Source organism: Vibrio sp. M260112, assembly GCF_036533775.1.
GTDB lineage: Bacteria > Pseudomonadota > Gammaproteobacteria > Enterobacterales > Vibrionaceae > Vibrio.
On the sequence record NZ_JATABH010000010.1, the window covers coordinates 89271 to 112618 of the forward strand.

The window sequence follows — 23348 nt, forward strand, 5'->3', positions numbered from 1 at the left end:
CTCAATTAAGCGTATAGCGGGTTAGTTTTTTCAGTATCGATGTCGAACTTAGCAATAGCTTCAACTACTACTGATTTCTCAACATCACCACGCTTAGCTAGTTCAGAGAGCGCTGCTACTACGACGTAACCTGCGTTCACTTCGAAGTGACGACGTAGGTTTTCGCGGCTGTCAGAACGACCAAAGCCATCAGTACCCAGTACTTTGTAAGACTCAGAAGGCATAAACGCACGAACTTGTTCTGCGTAGTTCTTCATGTAGTCAGTTGCTGCGATCGCTGGCTCGGTACCCATAACTTGAGCAATGTAAGGTACTTTGTCTTCTGCTTCTGGGTGCAGCATGTTGTCACGCTCTACCGCTTGGCCATCACGAGTTAGCTCGTTGAATGACGTTACAGAGAACACGTCAGATGCAATGCCGTACTCTTCACTTAGGATTGTTGCCGCTTTACGAACTTCGTTCATGATAGTACCAGAGCCCATCAACTGAACTTTAGACTTGTCACCAGCGTAAGATTCAAGCTTGTAGATACCCTTACGGATGCCTTCTTCCGCGCCTTCAGGCATCGCTGGCATCGCGTAGTTTTCGTTCATTACTGTTAGGTAGTAGAACACGTTCTCTTGCTCAGGGCCGTACATGCGACGGATACCGTCTTGCATAATAACGGCAACTTCGTATGCGAACGTTGGATCGTAAGAAATACAGTTAGGAACTGTGCCCGCCATAATGTGCGAGTGACCATCTTCGTGCTGTAGACCTTCGCCGTTAAGCGTTGTACGACCAGCAGTTGCACCTAGTAGGAAACCACGAGCTTGTTGGTCGCCAGCTAGCCATGCCATATCACCTACACGTTGGAAACCAAACATTGAGTAGTAGATGTAGAATGGGATCATTGGCAGATCGTTAGTGCTGTATGACGTTGCAGCTGCAACCCAAGATGCCATTGAACCTAGCTCATTGATACCTTCTTGAAGTACCTGACCTGATGTTGCTTCTTTGTAGTAAGAAACAATGTCGCGATCCTGTGGCGTGTAGTTCTGGCCATGTGGGTTGTAAATACCGATCTGACGGAATAGACCTTCCATACCAAACGTACGTGCTTCATCACAGATGATAGGAACAATGTTCTTACCAATGTTTTTGTTCTTAAGCAGGATGTTAAGAGTACGAACGTAAGCCATTGTGGTAGAAATATCACGCTTCTGCTCTTCTAGTAGCGGCGCGAACTCTTCTAGCTCAGGAACTTGGAAGTCTTGAGTAAATTTAGGTAGACGCTGAGGCGTGTAACCTTTCAATGCTTTACGACGAGCGTGTAGGTATTCGTATTCCGCTGAACCTTCTTCAAGTTTCAGGTAAGGAAGTGCCTTCACTGCTTCATCCGTTAGGATGTCTTGAAGACCTAGACGGTCACGTAGATGTAGTACGTGAGTCATATCCATCTTCTTAACTTGGTGCGCGATGTTTTTACCTTCAGCCGCTTCACCCATACCGTAACCTTTCACTGTCTTAGCTAGGATTACAGTTGGACGACCTTTAGTTTCTGCCGCGTTTTTGTATGCTGCGTACAACTTAGAAGACTCGTGACCACCACGCTTAAGAGCGAAGATTTCGTCATCTGTCATGTCTGCAACGAGTGCAGCTGTCTCAGGGTACTTACCAAAGAAGTGCTTACGTACGTACGCGCCATCTTTAGATTTAAATGTTTGGTAGTCACCATCTACAGTTTCGTTCATCAGCTGTAGAAGTTTACCTGTTGTATCTTTAGCAAGCAGAGCATCCCAGTTGCTACCCCAGATAACTTTAACAACGTTCCAGCCAGCGCCTTTAAATAGACCTTCTAGCTCTTGAATGATGCTGCCGTTACCCATTACAGGGCCATCTAGACGCTGTAGGTTACAGTTAACTAGGAAACATAGGTTGTCTAGCTTCTCACGCGCAGCGAAAGACAATGAACCACGTGATTCTGGCTCATCCATCTCACCATCGCCTAGGAAAGCATATACACGTTGAGCAGAAGTATCTTTCAAACCACGGCCGTCTAGGTACTTAAGGAAACGCGCTTGGTAGATCGCAGAAATTGGACCTAGACCCATAGAAACGGTAGGGAACTGCCAGAACTCAGGCATTAGTTTAGGGTGTGGGTATGATGGGATACCTTTACCGTCTACTTCTTGACGGAAGTTATCTAGCTGCTCTTCAGTTAGACGACCTTCAACGAATGCACGAGAGTAGATACCCGGTGAAATGTGACCTTGGTAGTAAACTAGATCGCCACCGTCCGTCTCGTTTGGAGCGCGGAAGAAGTGGTTGAAACATACTTCGTAGAATGCAGCAGAAGACTGGAAAGACGCCATGTGGCCGCCTAACTCAAGGTCTTTCTTAGATGCACGTAGAACGATCATGATTGCGTTCCAGCGGATGATAGAACGAATACGGCGCTCAAGTGTTGTGTCACCTGGGTAAGCGGGTTCTTGGTCTGCAGGAATCGTGTTGATGTAGTTAGTTGTGATACCTGTTGGCATATCAACACCGTCTAGACGTGCTTTGTCTAGAACTTGCTCTAATAGGAACTGAGCACGCTCTACACCTTCTTCACGTACAACTGACTCAAGTGCTTGAAGCCATTCTTGAGTTTCCAGTGCATCTACGTCATGCTTCATATCAGACATGGCGATCTATCCTTCTATTGGTTGGATCTACTTATTTAAGTAACCGTTTCTTGTTTAAAGAATCGTTACCTTGCTGAATTCGACGCAAAGAGCGCTCTCTGCGTGACTCTTCACGAGTCAAATCCAACAATGTTTCTTCGATATAAGCTAAGTGTGAGTGTGACATTTCACGTGCCTTTTCCGGCTGACCCGAAACAATCGCATCCACAATATTAGCTCGGTGTTTACTTACTTTCTCGACCACTTCATCGCGGCGATGTAAGAGCTTTAAATTCTGTAAGACGTTTTGCTCAAGCAAAGGAGCCAAACTACGAACAATATGCAGCAACACTACGTTGTGTGCTGCTTCCGTTAAAGCAATCAAAAACTGCATAACAGCTACAGCTTCCGCTTCGACATTTTTCTTCGTTTGCTCTTCGCTGATGTTTTTCAGGCAAGCCTGAATACGCGCAAAGTCTTCCTCGGTTCCACGAACTGCTGCAAAGTAAGCCGCAATACCTTCCATCGCATGGCGAGTTTCCAGTAAGTCCAGCTGAGTTTCAGAGTGGCTAGACAATAAATTTAGCAGAGGATCAGAAAAGCTTGTCCAAATACTCTCACTAACAAATGTGCCGCCGCCCTGACGACGAGTAAGAAGACGCTTGGCTTCTAGGCGTTGTATCGCTTCACGGATTGAAGGACGTGAGACATCGAACTGCTTCGCTAACTCACGCTCTGGTGGCAACTGCTGCCCCGGAGACAATGTTCCTTCCACTATCAGCCTTTCCAATTCTTGTTCAATGACATCAGAAAGTTTTGGCTGACGAATCCTTTGATAAGCCATAGTTGTTTTTCTTCTACTCTTTGCAGTCAATTGGTATTACCAATTTCAAGTTGGCAGGAAAATTAACATAATTAAAACGCAAGTTCCAGTCAAAAATTGACCCAAATCATAGAACAGTCCTTACATCAACACTTTGATAACAATAGCTGATTAAAACAGCAATTAAATTGGTCAGACCAATTACAATTTATAAACAGATGGGCATGTAACGTGCTAGGGGGCACGGTTTATCTTTTTAGTTTTAAAAGAATATGAATGGGATGTGTCGGGAAAAGAAAGCGAGAAGTGAGAAGCGAGAAGCGAGAAGCGAGAAGCGAGAAGCGAGAAGCGAGAAGCGAGAAGCGAGAAGCGAGAAGCGAGAAGCGTACTAAGCAGTTGAAGCGCTCACCTCTCGGAGGACGAAGTCCGGTCTCGAAGGGCGTAGTCCGCTCTCGCCCTACTTCGCCTCGATATGATCTATCATCAACTGCAGCGACTGATTACCACGAAACTCATTGATATCGAGCTTATAAGCTAAGCGAACCGTTTTAACTGATGCATCAGGCCAACGACGTAAGTCGACATTAAAGGCAATACCATCGATCAGAATGTTGGTCGGATGGCCTTTGTGCAAAGGCTCGAGCATTAGTTTGAGGTGTTTTTCCCCCACCAGCTTTTGATGCAAAACTTTAAACTCTCCATCAAAAACAGGCTCGGGAAACGCCTGCCCCCAAGGACCACCTGAGCGCAGCATTTCAGCAATATGCATTGAGAACTCCTCTGGCGCCAATTCGCCATCGGATAAAATCACACCTTTGAGCGCTGCATCATCTAAGTCCTGTTTTACCGCCTCATCGAATAACTGAGAGAAACGTGCAAAGTTTTTTTCCTCGATGGTCAAACCTGCCGCCATTGCATGGCCGCCAAACTTAATGATCATTCCAGGATTCTGGGTATCAATGCGATCCAATACATCTCTCATGTGCAAACCGGGAATTGAGCGACAAGATCCCTTAATCGTCCCCTCCCCTCCATCAGCAAACGCGATGACCGGACGGTGAAACTTCTCTTTGATACGTGAAGCCAGAATACCGATCACGCCCTGATGCCAGTCTCTTTGAAACAACACCAAACCATGTGGCATATCAGTTTCACCGAATTGCAGACGCTCACAGAAAGCCATCGCTTCCTGTTTCATGCCTTCTTCGATCTCTTTTCGTGTCTGATTCAGACCATCCAGTTCACTCGCCATACGACGAGCAGCATGAATATTGTTACTCAACAGCAACTCAACGCCAAACGACATGTCATCCAAACGTCCAGCGGCATTGATGCGCGGCCCTAGAGCAAAACCGAAGTCAGACGCAACCAGCCGACGAGCATCACGCTTGGCTACCTCGATTAAGGCTTGAATACCTGGTCGCGCTTTACCTGCACGAATCCGCTGCAAACCTTGATGAACTAAGATTCGGTTATTTTCATCCAGTGGCACCACATCGGCAACCGTGCCTAATGCCACTAAATCAATCAGTTCCATCAGCTTCGGTTCAGCCATTCCTTGTTGGGTAAACCAACCATTTTTGCGCATATGTACACACAGCGCCATCATCAAGTAGAAGGCAACACCAACGCCCGCCAAAGCTTTAGAGGGAAAAGCGCATTCCTGCAAATTGGGATTGACCATTGCGTCAACCTCAGGCAATTGATGACCCGGAAGATGGTGGTCTGTGACGAGCACCTGTAGACCTTGTTGCTTCGCATAGCGAACACCTTCAATCGATGATACGCCGTTATCGACCGTCATGATGACCTCTGCACCAAGCTCAATCGCTTGGTCGACCACTTCAGGGCTGAGGCCGTAGCCATCTTCAAACCGGTTTGGTACCAAGTAATCAACATTGCTTGAGCCAAGCATACGCAACGCCAGTACAGATAACGCGGAACTGGTAGCGCCATCGGCATCAAAATCACCAACAACAATGATGCGTTTGTTGGCTTGCAATGCGTTAAACAGCAACTCAACCGCTTTATCTATCCCATGTAACTTTTGATACGAATGTAATCCGCGGGCGGTGGTTTCCAACTGTTCGATGCTACGGATTCCACGGGATATGTATATGCGCTTCAGTAAAGGAGCGATGGAGTCAGGAAGTAAACTTAAATCAGCTTCAGGTCTGCGTTGAATTTCTATCATAATAAATATTAGAGCCTCTAATTAGAGGCTCTTTTCAAATCATTGAGTTTGTTGAAGACGTTGGAGTAACTGTGCAGGAGGAAGATACCCACCGACCATTTCACCATTTGGAAGGAAAATCGCTGGTGTACCGCTAATACCTAACTCACGTCCCAGTGCAAAGTGCTGCTTGATGATTTGCTGGTATTTCGCATAGTCCTCGCCTTGCTCAGGAAACTCACGATTCACTTTTCCGTTATGCATCGCTGACTGAGGATCTTTTGCGCCCCAGATTGCCGCCATTTGATCAGCAACAGAACCCGTCGCACCTTGGCGAGGGTATGCCATGTAGCGAACAGTAATACCAAGTTCGTTGTAACCCTTCATCTGGTTGTGTAGGCGAACACAGTAACCACAAGTAATATCAGTAAATACGGTTACAACATACTTCTCGTTATCCGCCTTGAACTCAATCATACTGTCTTTGAATGCTTCAATCTTCGCCGCATTTAGGGGCGCCTGACGCTTAGCAAGAACATCTTCATATTGACCTTCTACATCCAGCTTATACAAGGTACCCGCTAAAAAGTAATCACCCGATGGCGTTGCAAATAAAACACCACCACTGGTTTGAACTTCAACCAAACCTTCAACTTCAGCAGGAACCACATCTTTGACTTCAAGACCAAGCTTGGCAAAACGCTGCTCAAGCAGTTCCTTGTCAAACTTAACTTCAGCGGCAGAAACGGTCTGAGTAGCCAAAATAAATGGTAATGTCAGTAACGTCATTCGGCGTAATACGCTCATTCAATTCACCTTAAATCAATCATGTTATAGCCAAGAGACACTATGCTCTTGGGTGGTGTTCACTATGCAGCTGCTTCAATCGCTCCGTCGCTACATGAGTATAAATTTGTGTTGTCGACAAGTCACTATGCCCCAATAGCATCTGCACGACACGCAGATCAGCTCCATAGTTGAGCAAATGTGTCGCAAAAGCATGTCGTAAAACATGGGGAGAAAGCTGCTCAGTATCAATCCCGGCTAACACAGCATAGTGTTTGATTCGATGCCAAAATGTCTGGCGCGTCATTTGACGAGCTCGCTTACTCGGGAAAACGACATCCGAAGTTGTTTCTCCAAGTAATTCAGACCTACCTTGCTGCAAAAAAGTTTCAATCCACTCGATAGCATTTTCACCCAGCGGAACTAAACGTTCCTTGCCACCTTTACCTGTGATTCTTACCACCCCTTGTCGCAGACTGATGTTTTCCATTGTCAGACTGACGAGTTCAGTGACACGCAATCCAGTAGCGTACAATAACTCAAGCATCGCTTTGTCACGTAACTCCATTGCATCATTGGGATCTGGCGCATTGAGAAGTGCTTCAACTTGTTCTTCACTTAAGTCTTTGGGTAGTCGTTTTGGCAGTTTGGGACTGATGAGTAGTGCACTGGGATCATCACCGCGAATTTTTTCTCTGTGTAGATACTGAAAAAGACGACGAATCGCTGATAGCATTCTTGCTCGCGAGGTTTGTTTATAGCCTGAGTCAGCAAGCCAAGACTGATAGTCTTGAAGTCCAGAGAGGCTGATAAAATCGAGACGATAGTTGTTTGCTGCCATCCACTTCAATAGTTTTACCAGATCATTACGGTATGAATCTAAAGTGTTTTCTGACAACCCTCTCTCCATCCACATTGAATCTAAAAACTGCTCAACTATTCCTTGATCAGGTGACATTTGTTCAGACACAGCAAACCTCTTTATTTCGTTATGCGCTCAAATGTAAGTTCCTAAGAGTAATAAAGCTATAAAAATTCATCCTACCGACGGATATTCGCTGCAAAGCTCGCCATTTTGTGTTTAGAATTCACCATCAATTCTCCAATACAGAAAAGAATACTATGAAAATCGGTCTATTTTACGGCTCAACCACTTGTTATACCGAAATGGCAGCAGAGAAGATCCGTGCCATTATTGGTGAAGACCTTATTGATATTCACAATGTTAAACAAGCGCCTCTGTCTTTAATGGCTGACTATGATTTTCTGATTTTGGGGATTTCAACATGGGATTTTGGCGAGATCCAAGAAGACTGGAACGAACTTTGGGATCAAATAGAGAGCCTGCCACTGACAGGAAAAACCGTTGCTCTGTTTGGTCTGGGCGATCAAGAAGGTTACGGCGAATGGTATTTAGATGCCATGGGCTTTCTGCACGATGAAGTGAAAAAAGCGGGGGCTAACGTCGTTGGATATTGGCCAAACGATGAAAACTATCAGTTTGAAGCTTCGAAAGCTCTCACTGAAGACAAAAGCCATTTTGTCGGCCTTGCACTAGATGAAGACTCACAATATGAGTTAAGTGATGAACGTATCGCTACTTGGGTTGAGCAAATTCTGGTTGAATATCAAGAGACGCTGTAGCGTCGAGCGTCGAGCGTCGAGCGTCGAGCGTCGAGCGTCGAGCGTCGAGCGTCGAGCGTCGAGCGTCGAGCGTCGAGCGTCGAGCGTCGAGCGTCGAGCGTCGAGAAAAGCTTGAAGGGTTGGCACACTGCGTCAACCCTTTTCTTTTAAGTAAAATAAACAACAATGTCCGTAAACGGAGGTTCACGCTCAATAACCGCCTCTCGAAAGGCGAAGCCCGCTCTAAATTCTCGCAGGACGAAGTCCGTTCTCGACTCTCTAAGCGCTGCGCTCTAGCTATCTATAGAGCGCAGTCCGTTCCTAAACCTAGCCCAATCAAACACTAGCCCAGGGTCTGTCTTACGCAGTGGCGCTATATACTGATGTCCTGTGATGCGCGGAAGTGTGATTAAAGGATACTCGTGCTGAATCTGCTGAGTTAGTTCAGTCAATGCTTGATATTGCGCATCGGTGTAGGCGACAAAGTCACTGCCTTCTAGCTCAATGCCTATCGAATAATCGTTACACTTTTCACGCCCAGCAAAGCTCGACTTTCCCGCATGCCAAGCTCTAGCTGTAAATGGAACAAACTGTACGACCTCACCATCACGACGAATTAAGCAGTGCGCCGAAACCCCCATTTGATGGATGACCTTAAAGAATGGGTGCTGCTCAGGATCCAACTTGCCAGTAAAAAACTGCTCAATATAAGGACCACCGAACTGCCCAGGCGGGAGGCTGATGTTATGTACCACCAGCAAAGAGATGTCTTGTGGCTCGCTTCTTTGATCGAAGAATGGAGATTCAACTCGTCGCGCTTTACTGTACCAACCCTGCTCATCAATCATTTTGCTGCTCGTCATATTATCAGTCCTCACGATTTTATCTGTTTGGCCATGAAATGCGAGATTAATGGCTGAATTTCACTCTCAGTCAGCGTATCATGCCCACCTCTTGTCCAACTGCGTATTAGATTTGCGATGAAAAACACACACAATAGCCAAGAACGTCTCGAATATTTGAAACAACAACTTCCCCTAGAGATCTCCCGAGCAGTCGCGGATACCATCAAAGAAGATCTTGGTGGCACACTTGACCCTGCTGCTGATATTACCGCAAGTCTAATTCCCGCAGATGCCCACAACGAAGCAACCATTATCACCCGCGAACACGGTGTCTTCTGTGGCAAAGCTTGGGCTGATGAAGTGTTTAAGCAGCTAGGTGGCGAAGTCACCATCGAATGGAATGTCGAAGATGGTGACAAAGTAGAGCCAAATCAGGTTCTTTGTACTCTTTCAGGTCCTTCTCGCGCGCTACTTACAGGTGAACGTAACGCGATGAATTTCATCCAAACACTTTCTGGCTGTGCAACTACCACCGCTCAATATGCTGAAAAGCTGGAAGGTACTGGCTGTCGTTTACTTGATACCCGCAAAACCATTCCAGGTCTACGCAGCGCACTAAAATATGCGGTAGCTTGTGGTGGTGGCTTCAACCACCGCATCGGAGTTTTCGACGCCTACTTGATTAAAGAGAACCACATCATCGCTAATGGTGGTATCACGCAAACAATCAAAACGGCTAAAGAGCTAAATCCAGGTAAACCTGTCGAGGTTGAAACAGAAAGTATTGCTGAGCTACAAGAAGCGATTGAAGCAGGTGCAGACATCATTATGTTGGATAATTTCACAACCGATATGATGCGCGAAGCCGTGAAAATTAATGCAGGTCGTGCCGCACTAGAAAACTCCGGTAACGTCACTTTAGAGACTCTACGTGAGTACGCGGAAACGGGTGTGGATTACATCTCTGTTGGAGCATTAACTAAACATATCAAGGCGATGGATCTTTCCATGCGCTTTAAATAAAAACATCAGCACTAACTGATCACAATAGAGGCCTTCAAGCCTCTATTTTTTCCCACAACGTCAAATCCTTCTGACACTTATGTGCAAAAAAGGATTATTTTGCTCTCTTCTTGTCCAGAACAACTCACTGCTACATACCTTATCCATTCTCTCCCTCGTATTCTTTTGCCACACCCCAAAAAAACTAGAGATGAGAAAGATGGCAACGAAGCAAAAGAATAAAGGCTTTACCTTAATCGAATTGATGGTCGTTGTTGCGATTGTGGCGGTACTTGCAACATTAGCGATCCCCAGTTATCAAAACTACGTAACCCGCGCTCATGCCAGTGAAATGCTCAATGCATCCATGACCATCAAGACTGCGGTTTCCATTTGTCTCATCCGAGGGGAGCCCAATTGCACCTCTGGTAATGGCGACGTTCCTTTAGCACAAGATCTTGGCGACTTTTCAGTCGCGTCAATTACCGACGCAACAAGCGGGCGACAGAGGGTGCGAGCGTCAATCAATCCCTCAAAAACAAAAGGTAGGTTAAAAAATGGTGATATGGTGGACTTAATCCCTGAAGTGTCTTCTGGGGGAGTGATATGGAGTGTTGTATGCACATCGATTGATGGTACTGCGGATAACTGGTGCCCTAAAAACTAATGCTAACCACATTGCCTTCAATATTAAGACAAGCAAGTATTCTTAATCACCAACAAGAATCCTTACTACTTAATCACATCAAAGCTTCTGGTCAGTCGGCACCCGAAGCTTTGATATCATTGAAGTTATTGAGCTCTGGCCAGCTAACTAAAGTGCTCTCCCAGCTTTTCGAGCAGCCAGAAACCAACCTCGAACAATTTGAATATGCGAAGTTGTGTAACACGTTAGGCTTAAGGGAACTCATCACACGATTTTCTGCGTTACCAATTGAGCAAATTGGACAAGTTCTAACGGTCGCCGTCACCGATATTACACATAGTGAAATTGAAGAGGAGTTTCGTTTTGCTACCGGATTTCAAATAGATCTCGTCTTAGCCGACTTCCAACAACTTCAAGGCGCTATACGGCGCGTTTATGGAAAAGCAGATGTCACTCTGCACGCTAATTTTGGACGAGACATTAATGAGCAGGAACTGGCTTCATTGGTTGACATTACTCAGGAGGAAATGGCATCGGTTGAAGATCTTAGCCAAGATGACGCGCCTGTAAGTCGCTATATCAATCAGATCCTTTTAGATGCGGTCAGGAAAACCGCTTCAGATATTCATTTCGAGCCCTATGAACAATCATATCGTGTCCGTATGCGTTGTGATGGACTACTGGTAGAAAGTCAGCAGCCACCTCATCATTTAAGCCGACGACTCACCACCCGACTCAAAATACTTGCCAAGCTCGATATTGCGGAGCGACGGCTTCCGCAAGATGGCAGGATAAAACTGAAGCTAAGCCAACATGCAGCAATAGATATCCGAGTGTCTAGCTTACCGACATTATGGGGAGAAAAAATTGTGGTTCGTCTGCTAGATAGTCGTTCTACGACCCTCGACCTTGATTCACTGGGATATACGCCTCATCAAAAGCAGATCTATCTTCAAGCCCTCAACAAACCTCAAGGACTCATTGTGGTTACAGGACCGACAGGAAGCGGGAAAAGTGCCTCCCTGTATACTGGCTTAAAAATTCTCAATACCCCCCAGATTAATATCTCCACAGCAGAAGACCCGGTAGAGATCAACCTAACGGGTATTAACCAAGTTCAGATTCAACCGCATATCGGTCTCGACTTTTCTAAGACTCTTAGAGCATTTCTGCGCCAAGACCCAGATATTATTATGGTGGGTGAAATACGAGATCGTGAGACAGCAGAAATTGCCGTTAAGGCCGCTCAAACGGGCCATCTGGTATTAACCACGCTTCATACCAATTCCGCTTCCGAAGCCGTTTCTCGATTAAAAAATATGGGGATTGAATCTTATAATCTTTCTTCATCGCTGAGTCTGGTGATTGCACAACGCCTCGCTCGCCGTCTATGCCCTCACTGCAAACAACGCCTCAATCCGTCAGCGTCTATAAGAAAACAGTTTGAACTACCAGACGACACCACTCTCTACCAAGCTCACGAGCAGGGATGCAGTGAATGCAACAACGGTTATTCCGGCAGAGTAGGACTCTATGAGTTGATGGCATTCAACGAGGCTTTACTTAATGCGGTCGGTGCTGAGAGAAGCAGTCAAGAAATTGAAAACCTTGCCAGAGAACAAGGCATGATGACTCTGAAACAAGCGGGTGTGGAAAAGTTGCTCTGCGGAATTACAAGCTACCAAGAACTTCAACGTGTGCTCTATTTATAACGTGGGGAAATGATGACGCTTAAACACCGACCTCAAATAAAAGCCTTTATCTGGAAAGGCATCGCCCGCTCTGGGTCAAAAGTTACGGGGCGTAGTTTTGCCTATAGTGACTTCGAGGTAAGACGTGAACTCAAGCTGAATCATATAAACGAGATTCAAATAACCGTACGTCCATTATCCATGGTCGAACGCTTCACTCAGCAAGTAAAAGCGAAAGATATTACGATTGTGACCCGTCAAATCGCGACTATGCTCTCCACTGGCATGCCGATTATCTCAGTCCTTAAATTGGTCGCGACGAACCAGAACAAAGGAGAAATGAAATCGATACTCATGAAACTTTCCGCAACAATTGAAGTCGGCGTTCCTCTGTCTCAGGCACTGGGGATGACCAGCGTTCATTTTGATCCTATGTATCGCGATTTAGTGGTAACTGGAGAGCAGACCGGCAAACTCACTGACGTATTTGAGCGATTGGCCAGCCATAGAGAAAAATCCGATCAACTCAAATCCAATGTGGTTAAAGCATTAATATACCCAAGCATGGTAGTGCTAACCGCGCTAATCGTCTGTTACTTAATGCTGACACTGGTTATCCCTCAGTTTGAATCTATATATGCTGGCTTCGGAGCCGACCTTCCTTGGTTAACTAAGCAGGTACTGCACATATCTTCGCTCAGCCAAGATTATCTCTGGGTGATCTTGCTACTCTTCTTTCTAATCTGTCTGACTTTCAAGTCTGTTAATAAGCGCTCTACGCGCTTCACCTTACTATGGAATCAATGGCTACTCGCTGCACCTATCCTTGGCAAAGTACTAGGACAAGCCGCCATCGCTAGATTTAGCCGCACAATGGCGACAAGCTTTAGCGCTGGCCTACCTATTCTTTTATGTTTGGAAACGGCGGCGCGAACAGCGGGAAATCTCTACTATCAAAAAGCACTGGAGCGTGTCACGACAAACACTGCATCGGGTATGCCGATGTATGTCGCGATGAGACAGTGTGAAGCATTTCCAGAGATGGTTTTACAAATGGTCATGATTGGTGAAGAAGCAGGAAAATTGGATGATATGCTCAACAAAATAGCGGATATATACGAGGCAAGCGTAGAAAGTAGTATTGACACCCTTGGCAAAACGCTAGAGCCACTTATCATTATTTTCCTTGGCTCGACAGTCGGAGGGCTAGTTGTGGCAATGTACCTACCAATCTTTAACTTAATGAATGTCTTAGGGTAGTATACTCAGGATATATGTGTGAAATTGGACAGTTGACTCCTATATGGACATTTTTGACTTCAATCCTTGGCTTTTCCCTACTTTGGCGACAGTGTTTGGTCTGATCATTGGCAGCTTTCTCAACGTGGTTATTCATCGCCTGCCGCTCATTATGGAACGGGAATGGCGTCATGAATGTGCTGAAAGCTTTCCTGAGTACAATATCGAGCCACCACAGGGGACTTACAATCTGAGCGTACCACGCTCGAGCTGCCCAAAGTGTCAAACGCCGATTCGTTTCGTTGATAATATTCCTATCGTCAGCTGGCTGATACTCAAAGGTCAATGTCATCAATGTCATGCGAAAATTAGCGCACGTTATCCATTGGTAGAACTGATCAGTGCTGCGCTCTCATTCTTGGTTGCCTATCAACTTGGCTTCAGCTATTTCACGATTGCCCTAATTTTCTTCACCTTTGTTCTGATTGCAGCCACATTCATTGATCTCGATACCATGCTGCTTCCCGATCAACTCACCCTACCTTTGACTTGGGCCGGTATCCTACTCTCTCTGCTCCACATTAGCCCTGTATCACTGCAAGATTCAATTATAGGCGCGATAGCTGGTTACCTATCTTTATGGTCTGTTTATTGGTTATTCAAATTGATAACTGGCAAAGAAGGCATGGGGTATGGTGACTTCAAACTTCTTGCGGCGCTGGGGGCTTGGCTGGGATGGCAATATCTGCCAATGGTTATACTGCTATCTTCTGGCGTAGGACTCATTTTTGGTTTAATCCAACTCCGACTGAAGCAACAAGGTATCGACAAAGCATTTCCATTTGGCCCGTACCTAGCTATCGCAGGCTGGATTTGTATGATGTGGGGAAATGACATTTTGGATTGGTATCTGAGCAATTTTCTAGGAATTTAATATGACACTCGTCATCGGACTCACTGGCGGCATCGCGAGTGGAAAAACAACCGTCGCAAATATTTTCCACCAAGAATTTGGAATTGAAATTGTTGATGCAGATATCGTCGCTCGTCAGGTCGTAGAGCCAGGTAGTGATGGATTACAGCAGATTGCGCAACATTTTGGATCTGAAGTTATTCAATCAGATGGTGCGTTAAATCGTGCTAAGCTGAGAGAAATTATCTTTGCCGATCCCACTCACAAGGAGTGGCTTAACAACCTACTCCATCCAATGATCAGACATAAGATGCTAAACGATCTTGAAAATGTCCGCTCTGAATACGCACTGCTTGTCATTCCATTGATGGTAGAAAACAACCTGCAAACCTTAGCTGATAAGGTGATTGTGGTGGATGTCGACCCAGAAACTCAAATTCAGCGTACGGTTAAACGTGATCACGTAGGCAGCGAGCAAGCCAAAGCAATTCTCGCCTCTCAAGCGACACGCGAGCAGCGACTCGCTATCGCCGATTACGTGATTAAAAATAATACAAAAAACCAAAAAATTTTGTATCAAATCACAGAATTACATAAAAAGTTTCTAGAAATATGTAGGGTAAATCTGTGAGAATAAAGGATGAATAATCCAGAGCTGCCGATTAATGACAACGCATTATTTTGAACATCCACTGAACGAGAAAACCCGTATATATTTGAGGGTTGAGGCTTTACTCAACCAACTAAATATTGCCGCTCAGTTCAGCGATAATATGCAGCATCTGATCTTCTACCGTTCACTGTTTGACTTACTGGAAATCTTTGAACAGATTCAGTTGAAAAGTGAGTTGGCTAAAGACATCGAAAAGCAGCGCCTCGCTTACCGTTCTTGGTTAAATGTCGAAGGCGTCGATCAAGAGATGCTGCGAGAGGTTCTGAACGAAGTTGATAGCGTTCACAGTGAACTGATGGCCGCCGAGCGTTTTGGACAAAGTCTCAAAGAAGATCGCTTTCTTAGCGCCATACGCCAAAGGTTTAATCTTCCTGGCGGCTCATGCTGCTTTGATCTTCCGGCTCTCCATCATTGGTTACACCTACCACTTGAGCAGAAAAAAACTGATGCTCATCAGTGGTTGAGTACCCTTCAACCCCTAGCAAAAGCACTGAATCAGTGGCTAAAACTAACCCGAGAAGCTGGCCATTTTAGAACCATACATGCCAACTCTGGTTTCTACCAAAGTGACGCTGACGAAGCCAATATCTTACGCCTTGAAATACCGATGCATTTCGGCGTCTATCCTATGATTTCTGGCCATAAGAACCGTTTTGCGATTAAATTTATTGAATTCAAAACAGGCCAAGCTTCCATCGCGAACGTTGAATTTCAACTTGCCGTTTGTTGCTAAACACAATCACTAGTTAACGCGTTATACTACTTCAATACTATTTTTGGGTATTTAGAGAATCATCATGTCAAAAATTACTACCGTACCCTGCCCTCAATGTGGCACCGACGTTATTTGGGGAGAGCAAAGCCCTTACCGTCCATTTTGCAGTAAACAGTGCCAAATGATTGATTTTGGCGAGTGGGCTGACGAAGAAAATACGATTCCCGGCGCACCGGATATGTCAGATGCTGACGGTTGGTCGGAAGACCAATATTAAGTAGCGAGTAGCGAAAATACTAAACATTGAAGAGCTGATGTGAAAACATCGGCTTTTTTCTTGCCTATCTTTCTATATTATATAGCGATATGCGCAGGAGAATTTTACGAGAGCAAGAAGGAGGAACGGAGTTTACGCCAGTAAATGAGTACCGACGCCGACGCTATCGTGAAATGCCACCAGCATAGTGCCTAAAATAAAAAAACGGAGCCATATGGGCTCCGTTTAATATGAGAACGCTAGTTATAGCATTACTTCTTAGCAAGTTTCTCTTTGATACGAGCTGACTTACCAGAACGCTCACGTAGGTAGTACAGTTTGGCACGACGTACTGCACCGCGGCGTTTAACTTCAATGCTATCAACCATTGGAGAGTGTGTTTGGAACGTACGCTCTACACCTTCACCGTTAGAAATCTTACGTACTGTGAATGCAGAGTGTAGACCACGGTTACGGATTGCGATTACAACGCCTTCGAAAGCCTGTAGACGCTCACGCTCACCTTCTTTTACCTTAACTTGAACAACAACTGTGTCACCAGGTGCGTAGTTAGGTAGGTCTTTTTTCATTTGCTCTTCTTCAAGAGCTTTGATGATGTTACTCATTTTCAATATTCCTAGAATAAACTGATACTAAATTTAATAGGTTACTAAGTTCGAGATTCAGAAATGAATTCGGCTAGTAATTGTTCCTGTTCGTCAGTCAGAGCTAGGTTTTCCAGGAGCTCTGGTCTTCTTAACCAAGTGCGGCCTAACGACTGTTTTAGTCGCCAGCGACGAATATCCCTATGGTTTCCAGATTTGAGTACCGCTGGCACTTCTTTACCATCTAGAACCTCAGGCCGCGTATAGTGAGGGCAATCTAACAAACCATTTGCGAAAGAGTCTTCTTCCGCTGACGCAAAATCTCCAAGCACACCCGGAACAAACCGAGAGACTGAATCAATTAGCGTCATGGCTGGTATTTCACCACCCGTCATCACAAAATCACCAATCGACCATTCTTCGTCGACTTCAGATTGAATGACACGCTCATCTACCCCTTCGTAGCGACCACAAATCAGAAGCAAGTTCTCGTTTGTTGCCAGCTCTTCGACACCTTTTTGGTCAAGTTTTCGACCTTGAGGTGACAGGTAGATTACCTTCGTCTTACCTGGTGATGCCTGTTTGGCTGCGTGGATAGCATCGCGCAAAGGCTGAACCATCATAAGCATGCCAGGACCACCACCATAAGGTCTGTCATCGACAGTGCGATGTTTGTCGTGCGTGAAATCACGAGGATTCCATGTCTCAATCGACAAAAGACCTTTTTTAACCGCTTGACCTGTTACTCCGTAATCAGTAACGCTGCGGAACATCTCAGGAAATAGGCTAATTACGCCAACCCACATTGTTCAATCGCTCCGTTACTTGGAGTTAGAATCCAGGATCCCAGTCAACTTCGATCCGTTGAGCTTCGCGATCAATATGTTTGATCACTTGCTCTTCAAGGAACGGAATTAGTCGTTCCTTTTGCCCAAAAGCATCTTTTAGATTTGCTTTAATCACCAAAACATCGTTGGAGCCAGTTTCTAGCATGTCAGAGACAATGCCTAGATCGTAACCTTTATCGGTTACTACTTGCATACCAATCAAATCACGCCAATAGAACTCGTCTGATGGCAATTCTGGTAATACAGCAGGGTCAATAGAGATTTCAAAGTTAGTCATCAGTTGCGCGTCTTCACGTACATCAAGACCTTCCAGCTTTACCACCAAACCTTTGTTATGGCGCTTCCAGCTTTCTACTTTGTACTCGACCCACTTTTCACCTTGCTTGATAAACCAAGGAGTGTAATCAAATATGCTTTCGGTATTGTCTGTGTAGGAAAAAACCTTGAGCCAACCACGAATGCCGTAAGTAGCACCAAACTTGCCTACAACAATCTTTTCGTCACTCATTGTTTCTTTACCTTTCATCGACATAAGCTAATTTCTACTTCTAAAAAGAATTAAGCCGCTTTTTGAGCGTCTTTAACTAGCTTAGCTACGCGGTCAGATAGAGATGCGCCTTGACCAACCCAGTGGTTAACGCGATCTAGGTCTAGACGTAGACCTTCTTCTTGACCTTGAGCTGTTGGGTTGAAGAAACCAACTTTCTCGATGAAACGGCCAGTTGCTGCATTGCGGCTGTCCGCTACTACGATTTGATAAAATGGACGCTTTTTAGCGCCGTGACGTGCCAAACGAATGGTTACCATGTCGTCCTCTTTGCTTTCTCAAAAATAAAATTAACCCCAGAAACCATTTATCTCTAAATAGTTTGGGGCTCGTGCCAAAATAAAGCTCCGGAATTTTACTCTTATTCCGGAGCAATGCAAGGTCTTTAGCTACTTTTTCACCAACATAAAACGGGTTCTAAGTTTGTAACACAGCTAACACCTTGAAATATTGTTGCTGACTAAGTTTAGCGACCAAATGGGTTGAAGCCACCGCCACCCATTCCGCCCATGCCACCCATCATGCCTTGCATGTTACGCATCATGCCTTTCATGCCACCTTTTTGCATTTTCTTCATCATCTTCTGCATCTGGGTGAACTGTTTCAGCAAGCGGTTAACGTCTTGTACCTGAGTACCTGAACCCGCTGCGATGCGCTTTTTACGTGAGCCTTTAATCAGTTCTGGGCGTTGACGCTCTTTCATCGTCATAGAGTTGATGATCGCTTCCATCTGTTTGAACATCTTGTCATCAACTTTATCTTTGATGTTGTCTGGTAAGTTGCTCATACCTGGCAACTTATCCATCATTCCCATCATACCGCCCATGTTTTGCATTTGACCTAACTGTTCACGGAAGTCTTCGAGATCAAAACCTTTTTTCTCTTTAAACTTCTTAGCGAGCTTTTCGGCCTTTTCTGTATCTACGTTGCGCTGTAGGTCTTCAATCAAAGACAGTACATCGCCCATACCCAAAATACGAGAAGCAACACGATCAGGATGGAACGGTTCTAGTGCATCGGTTTTTTCACCGACACCTAAGAATTTGATTGGCTTACCTGTAATATGACGAACAGAAAGGGCCGCACCGCCACGAGCATCACCATCAACTTTTGTCAGGATGACACCCGTCAGAGGCAATGCATCACCAAATGCTTTGGCCGTATTCGCCGCGTCTTGACCCGTCATTGCATCAACAACGAATAGGGTTTCTACAGGATTAATCGCAGAATGGAGGTCTTTAATCTCCGCCATCATTAGCTCATCTACCGCCAATCGACCCGCAGTATCGACAACAAGAACGTCGTAGAACTTTTTCTTTGCGTGATCAATTGCAGCATTGGCAATGTCAATCGGCTTCTGGTCAGCAGAAGATGGGAAGAAATCAACACCAACATCAGCAGCAAGGGTTTCTAGCTGCTTAATTGCCGCTGGACGGTATACGTCGGCAGAGACAACCAAGACTTTCTTCTTGTCTCTTTCTGTCAGTAGCTTAGAAAGTTTACCTACCGATGTGGTTTTACCCGCACCCTGCAAACCTGCCATTAAGATAACAGCAGGTGGTTGAGCCGCTAAGTTTAGCGCTTCATTTGACTCACCCATGACACCTTCAAGTTCATTTTGAACAATCTTAATGAACTCTTGGCCAGGAGTGAGCGATTTCGAAACTTCTACACCAACGGCTGCTTCTTTAACGCGTTTAATAAAATCACGTACAACAGGCAATGCAACGTCCGCTTCAAGAAGTGCCATTCGCACTTCGCGCAACGTATCTTTAATATTATCTTCGGTCAGGCGACCTTTACCGCTGATATTTTTCAGCGTTTTGGATAAGCGATCCGTTAAATTATCAAACATCTTAGTCTCTTTACCTAGACGGTTTGCAAGGAGCTTCGCCCTTTAAAATGGCGACAAATTACTATGAGTATACCTTAGCCAACCCATGCTTGACACTGCCTAGATGAGTTTTGACCTCTCAAGTCACGCAAATGAACGAGATAAGTCATAGCTCAAGCCGTTGATGCAGGGTATAATTTGTTAAAAATCCACCAGCTTATAGAGAATAATGGACAACCTAATCGCCGTTGTTGCTGCAATACTCTATCTATTAGCGATTGCAACTATAGTCCCGGGCCTTGTTCACCAAACAGGCATCCGTGTCAAAACTGTCTTTGTCAGTGCATTTGTTGCGTTGGCATTTCATGCTTGGCTGCTTAGCGATCTCATTTTAGGTAGTTCGGGGCAGAATCTTAGTATTCTAAATGTCGCCTCACTAATCAGTTTTATCGTATCGCTGGTGATGAGCGGAGCGATGCTCAAAACTCGCCTGTGGTTTTTATTGCCAGTCGTCTACAGCTTTGCTGCGATTAATCTTATTGCCGCCGCTTTTCTGCCGAGCACCTTCATTACTCATCTTGAACAAGATCCAAAGCTGCTGATACATATCTCGTTCGCTTTGTTCTCCTATTCAACCTTGACCATTGGTGCACTGTACGCTCTGCAATTAGCTTGGCTTGATCATAAATTAAAGGCGAAGAAAGCGTTGGCGATTAATCCAAATCTGCCACCTTTACTCATGGTGGAGAGACAGCTCTTTAATATCATTTTGATCGGAAACCTGTTACTCACCGGAACACTTTTAACCGGTTTTGTCTTCGTGCAGGATATGTTCGCACAAGGTAAAGCACACAAGGGCATTCTTTCCTTCATTGCTTGGATTGTTTACTCAGTGCTTCTATGGGGCCACTATCGTAAAGGTTGGCGTGGTCGTAAAGTCACATGGTTTGCCGTCGCTGGCGCAACCTTACTGACCCTTGCCTATTTTGGCAGTCGCTTTGTTCGCGAGATAATCTTGAACTAGTTGATTAAGAAAGGTGCATCTGATGCACCTTTCTTTTACAATGTTCAGTTCTTTTTTTGAAATTGACTTCACTGACAAACTAGGTCATAAATTAACCAAACATAACAAGGAAAAGATAAGCTTTGGACGACATATCAACGGGTATCTTATTTGCGCTACTCGCGTGTCTTATTGTTATTTCAGGATATTTTTCAGGTTCAGAGACAGGGATGATGTCTCTAAACCGCTACCGACTCAAACACCTTGCCAACCATGGTCATAAAGGTGCTAAACGCGTAGAAAAACTGCTTGTTCGCCCTGATCGACTGATTGGTTTAATCTTAATCGGCAATAACCTAGTAAATATTCTTGCCTCAGCGATTGCCACTATTCTCGGTATGCGTTTATTTGGGGATTTAGGCGTCGCTATTGCGACCGGTGCCCTCACCCTAGTCATACTCGTCTTCGCAGAAGTGACCCCAAAAACCCTTGCTGCTCTGTATCCTGAAAAGGTTTCTTACGCTAGTAGTATCTTACTCACGATTCTAATGAAGGTGCTGTCACCTCTTGTTTTACTGGTCAATTTTATCACCAATGGTTTTATCCGCTTACTTGGTATAAAAGCAAACCACGGTGCGGAAGATCCGCTGAGCTCTGAAGAATTAAGAACCGTTGTAAATGAAGCCGGCAGTTTAATCCCTCGCCGCCACCAAGACATGCTGATATCGATTCTCGACCTAGAGCATGTCACCGTTAACGACATTATGGTGCCTCGCAATGAGATTACCGGTATTGATATCAACGATGACTGGAAATCTATCGTACGTCAGTTAACCCACTCTCCGCATGGTCGAGTTGTTCTATATCGCGATAAGATAGATGAAGTGGTGGGTATGTTGCGTTTACGTGAGTCTTATCGCCTGATGTTGGAAAAAAATGAGTCGACGAAAGAGACACTTTTGCGTGCGGCGGATGAAGTCTACTTTATTCCAGAAAGTACGCCTCTCAATGTCCAATTACTTAAGTTCCAACGCAATAAAGAGCGCATCGGTTTAATTGTCGACGAATATGGCGATATTATCGGCTTGATTACCTTAGAAGACATTCTTGAAGAGATCGTAGGGGAATTTACCACCTCTATTGCACCAAGTCTGTCTGATGAAATCAGCCCACAAGGTGATGGTAGCTTCCTGATTGAGGGCAGCGCCAATATCCGAGATATCAATAAAGGACTTAAGTGGTCTCTACCGACTGATGGACCTAGGACCTTGAACGGCCTAATCCTTGAGCATTTAGAAGATATCCCAGAAAGTCACCTCAGCGTGCAAGTATCTGGACACCCGATGGAGATCGTCGAGTTGGAAGAGAACCGCATCAAGCAGGTAAAAGTCTTTCCAAAACTGAAGTCGAAATAAATCGATTTCATTGAACCACATTCAAGATCAAAAAAGCCTTGGACTGACCAAGGCTTTTTAATACTCAGAGGAAAACGTTAGTCTTCAGTAACACTGAATAAGTTTTCCATATTCAGACCTTGCTTGATAAGAATTTCTCTTAATCGACGTAGGCCTTCTACCTGAATTTGGCGCACTCGCTCGCGAGTTAGATTGATCTCACGTCCTACTTCTTCGAGCGTTGAAGGCTCATAGCCAAGTAGGCCAAAGCGACGGGCTAACACTTCTTTCTGCTTAGGGTTAAGTTCGTCTAACCAATGAATCAGAGAATCTCTAATATCGTCATCCTGCGTGGAGACCTCTGGATCTGAGTTATTGACATCCGGAATGATATCCAGCAAGGCTTTTTCGCCATCCCCTCCGATCGGTGTATCAACCGAGCTTATACGCTCATTCAAACGCAGCATCTTACTGACATCATCAACTGGCTTATCGAGTTGTGTTGCAATCTCTTCAGCGGTTGGTTCGTGATCGAGTTTCTGTGATAGTTCACGCGCTGTGCGCAGATAGATGTTTAGCTCTTTGACAACATGGATAGGTAAACGGATAGTGCGAGTTTGATTCATCAAAGCACGTTCAATGGTTTGGCGGATCCACCAAGTCGCATAAGTAGAGAATCTAAATCCACGTTCTGGATCAAACTTCTCAACCGCTCGGATCAAACCAAGATTACCCTCTTCGATAAGATCTAATAGAGCAAGGCCACGATTGCTGTAACGTCGGGAAATTTTTACAACTAGACGCAGATTACTTTCTATCATGCGTTTACGTGCAGCCTCATCGCCACGAAGAGCGCGCCTCGCGTATAGAACTTCTTCTTCTGCTGTGAGTAGTGGAGAAAAGCCAATTTCGCCTAAGTAAAGCTGTGTCGCATCCAAGCTTTTGCTTGATGCATCAAACTCTTCTTTGACGTCCTCAGTTAAATCTAATTTGGTGGATTCGGTAGTTTGAAACGTATCCATCGTTTCGTCACTAACTTCGAATGGTTCGACTTTCGTTGCTGCATTGCTGATACTCATAGCGC

General features: G+C 45.1%; 23 protein-coding genes. 11 read left to right on the top strand and 12 right to left on the bottom strand.

The genetic code is table 11. The annotated features are described in order from the left end of the window. Nucleotides 1–5: 5 nt before the first annotated feature. The 5 genes from aceE to xerD form a co-directional block, all read right to left on the bottom strand. Nucleotides 6–2669: a pyruvate dehydrogenase (acetyl-transferring), homodimeric type gene (gene aceE, locus QTN95_RS07030; protein ID WP_269377463.1), complete on the bottom strand. Its 2664-nt coding sequence runs from the start codon at nucleotides 2667–2669 to the stop codon at nucleotides 6–8. Between the two features lie 31 nt (nucleotides 2670–2700). Continuing rightward, on the bottom strand, nucleotides 2701–3492 hold the full coding sequence (gene pdhR, locus QTN95_RS07035; protein WP_138973121.1) for a pyruvate dehydrogenase complex transcriptional repressor PdhR: 792 nt from the start codon (nucleotides 3490–3492) through the stop codon (nucleotides 2701–2703). A gap of 436 nt (nucleotides 3493–3928) precedes the next feature. Further along, nucleotides 3929–5665 carry a single-stranded-DNA-specific exonuclease RecJ gene (gene recJ / locus QTN95_RS07040; protein ID WP_331416911.1) on the bottom strand — a complete coding sequence of 579 codons (1737 nt, stop codon included), beginning with the start codon at nucleotides 5663–5665 and terminating at the stop codon, nucleotides 3929–3931. Between the two features lie 39 nt (nucleotides 5666–5704). Beyond that, nucleotides 5705–6451, bottom strand: coding sequence for a thioredoxin fold domain-containing protein (locus tag QTN95_RS07045; protein WP_331416913.1), 747 nt, complete (start codon nucleotides 6449–6451; stop codon nucleotides 5705–5707). Between the two features lie 40 nt (nucleotides 6452–6491). Continuing rightward, nucleotides 6492–7388 (bottom strand): site-specific tyrosine recombinase XerD, encoded by an 897-nt coding sequence (gene xerD / locus QTN95_RS07050; protein WP_269377546.1) that lies wholly within the window; start codon nucleotides 7386–7388, stop codon nucleotides 6492–6494. Nucleotides 7389–7552: 164 nt separating this feature from the next. Here xerD and fldB point away from each other — a divergent pair, with 164 nt between their 5' ends. Then, on the top strand, nucleotides 7553–8074 hold the full coding sequence (fldB, locus tag QTN95_RS07055) for a flavodoxin FldB (protein ID WP_331416915.1): 522 nt from the start codon (nucleotides 7553–7555) through the stop codon (nucleotides 8072–8074). Nucleotides 8075–8346: 272 nt separating this feature from the next. Here fldB and ampD read toward each other — a convergent pair whose 3' ends face one another. Then, nucleotides 8347–8901 carry a 1,6-anhydro-N-acetylmuramyl-L-alanine amidase AmpD gene (gene ampD / locus QTN95_RS07060; RefSeq protein WP_331416951.1) on the bottom strand — a complete coding sequence of 185 codons (555 nt, stop codon included), beginning with the start codon at nucleotides 8899–8901 and terminating at the stop codon, nucleotides 8347–8349. Nucleotides 8902–9033: 132 nt separating this feature from the next. Between ampD and nadC the strand changes: the two genes are divergently transcribed. The 8 genes from nadC to yacG all read left to right on the top strand — a co-directional run bounded on the left by nadC (nucleotide 9034) and on the right by yacG (nucleotide 16054). Next, the gene (gene nadC / locus QTN95_RS07065; RefSeq protein ID WP_331416917.1) at nucleotides 9034–9921 is read left to right on the top strand and encodes a carboxylating nicotinate-nucleotide diphosphorylase; all 888 of its coding nucleotides are present in this window, start codon (nucleotides 9034–9036) and stop codon (nucleotides 9919–9921) included. A gap of 199 nt (nucleotides 9922–10120) precedes the next feature. Continuing rightward, nucleotides 10121–10567 carry a pilin gene (locus QTN95_RS07070; protein WP_138971384.1) on the top strand — a complete coding sequence of 149 codons (447 nt, stop codon included), beginning with the start codon at nucleotides 10121–10123 and terminating at the stop codon, nucleotides 10565–10567. Beyond that, nucleotides 10567–12258 (top strand): type IV-A pilus assembly ATPase PilB, encoded by a 1692-nt coding sequence (pilB, locus tag QTN95_RS07075; RefSeq protein ID WP_331416918.1) that lies wholly within the window; start codon nucleotides 10567–10569, stop codon nucleotides 12256–12258. The genes QTN95_RS07070 and pilB overlap by 1 nt, the downstream gene beginning before the upstream one ends. A gap of 9 nt (nucleotides 12259–12267) precedes the next feature. Continuing rightward, on the top strand, nucleotides 12268–13497 hold the full coding sequence (locus QTN95_RS07080; RefSeq protein WP_331416919.1) for a type II secretion system F family protein: 1230 nt from the start codon (nucleotides 12268–12270) through the stop codon (nucleotides 13495–13497). Nucleotides 13498–13540: 43 nt separating this feature from the next. Continuing rightward, nucleotides 13541–14410, top strand: a complete 870-nt coding sequence (locus QTN95_RS07085; RefSeq protein WP_331416920.1) for a prepilin peptidase — start codon at nucleotides 13541–13543, stop codon at nucleotides 14408–14410. 1 nt (nucleotide 14411) lies between these two features. Continuing rightward, entirely contained in the window at nucleotides 14412–15020 is a 609-nt protein-coding gene (coaE, locus tag QTN95_RS07090; RefSeq protein ID WP_331416922.1) for a dephospho-CoA kinase, read from the top strand. Nucleotides 15021–15054: 34 nt separating this feature from the next. Next, nucleotides 15055–15795: a cell division protein ZapD gene (gene zapD / locus QTN95_RS07095; RefSeq protein ID WP_331416923.1), complete on the top strand. Its 741-nt coding sequence runs from the start codon at nucleotides 15055–15057 to the stop codon at nucleotides 15793–15795. Between the two features lie 64 nt (nucleotides 15796–15859). Then, the gene (gene yacG / locus QTN95_RS07100) at nucleotides 15860–16054 is read left to right on the top strand and encodes a DNA gyrase inhibitor YacG (protein WP_269377476.1); all 195 of its coding nucleotides are present in this window, start codon (nucleotides 15860–15862) and stop codon (nucleotides 16052–16054) included. Nucleotides 16055–16305: 251 nt separating this feature from the next. On the opposite strand, the gene rplS is transcribed toward yacG, so the two are convergent. The 5 genes from rplS to ffh form a co-directional block, all read right to left on the bottom strand. After that, nucleotides 16306–16659, bottom strand: a complete 354-nt coding sequence (rplS, locus tag QTN95_RS07105; protein WP_138971390.1) for a 50S ribosomal protein L19 — start codon at nucleotides 16657–16659, stop codon at nucleotides 16306–16308. A 44-nt stretch (nucleotides 16660–16703) separates the two neighbouring features. Further along, nucleotides 16704–17444, bottom strand: coding sequence for a tRNA (guanosine(37)-N1)-methyltransferase TrmD (trmD, locus tag QTN95_RS07110; RefSeq protein ID WP_138971391.1), 741 nt, complete (start codon nucleotides 17442–17444; stop codon nucleotides 16704–16706). A gap of 25 nt (nucleotides 17445–17469) precedes the next feature. Further along, nucleotides 17470–18018 carry a ribosome maturation factor RimM gene (rimM, locus tag QTN95_RS07115; RefSeq protein WP_138971392.1) on the bottom strand — a complete coding sequence of 183 codons (549 nt, stop codon included), beginning with the start codon at nucleotides 18016–18018 and terminating at the stop codon, nucleotides 17470–17472. A 26-nt stretch (nucleotides 18019–18044) separates the two neighbouring features. After that, nucleotides 18045–18293 carry a 30S ribosomal protein S16 gene (rpsP, locus tag QTN95_RS07120; protein WP_004410028.1) on the bottom strand — a complete coding sequence of 83 codons (249 nt, stop codon included), beginning with the start codon at nucleotides 18291–18293 and terminating at the stop codon, nucleotides 18045–18047. Nucleotides 18294–18499: 206 nt separating this feature from the next. Beyond that, a complete protein-coding gene (ffh, locus tag QTN95_RS07125; RefSeq protein WP_269377480.1) occupies nucleotides 18500–19888 on the bottom strand; it encodes a signal recognition particle protein in 1389 nt (462 codons plus the stop codon). Between the two features lie 208 nt (nucleotides 19889–20096). Between ffh and QTN95_RS07130 the strand changes: the two genes are divergently transcribed. Together QTN95_RS07130 and QTN95_RS07135 are read left to right on the top strand one after the other, a co-directional pair. Continuing rightward, nucleotides 20097–20891, top strand: coding sequence for a cytochrome C assembly family protein (locus tag QTN95_RS07130; RefSeq protein WP_331416927.1), 795 nt, complete (start codon nucleotides 20097–20099; stop codon nucleotides 20889–20891). A gap of 122 nt (nucleotides 20892–21013) precedes the next feature. Then, a complete protein-coding gene (locus QTN95_RS07135) occupies nucleotides 21014–22285 on the top strand; it encodes an HlyC/CorC family transporter (protein WP_331416928.1) in 1272 nt (423 codons plus the stop codon). Nucleotides 22286–22362: 77 nt separating this feature from the next. Here the strand turns inward: QTN95_RS07135 and rpoS are convergent, their stop codons facing one another. Continuing rightward, nucleotides 22363–23343, bottom strand: a complete 981-nt coding sequence (gene rpoS / locus QTN95_RS07140) for an RNA polymerase sigma factor RpoS (protein WP_331416929.1) — start codon at nucleotides 23341–23343, stop codon at nucleotides 22363–22365. Between the last annotated feature and the right edge of the window lie 5 nt (nucleotides 23344–23348).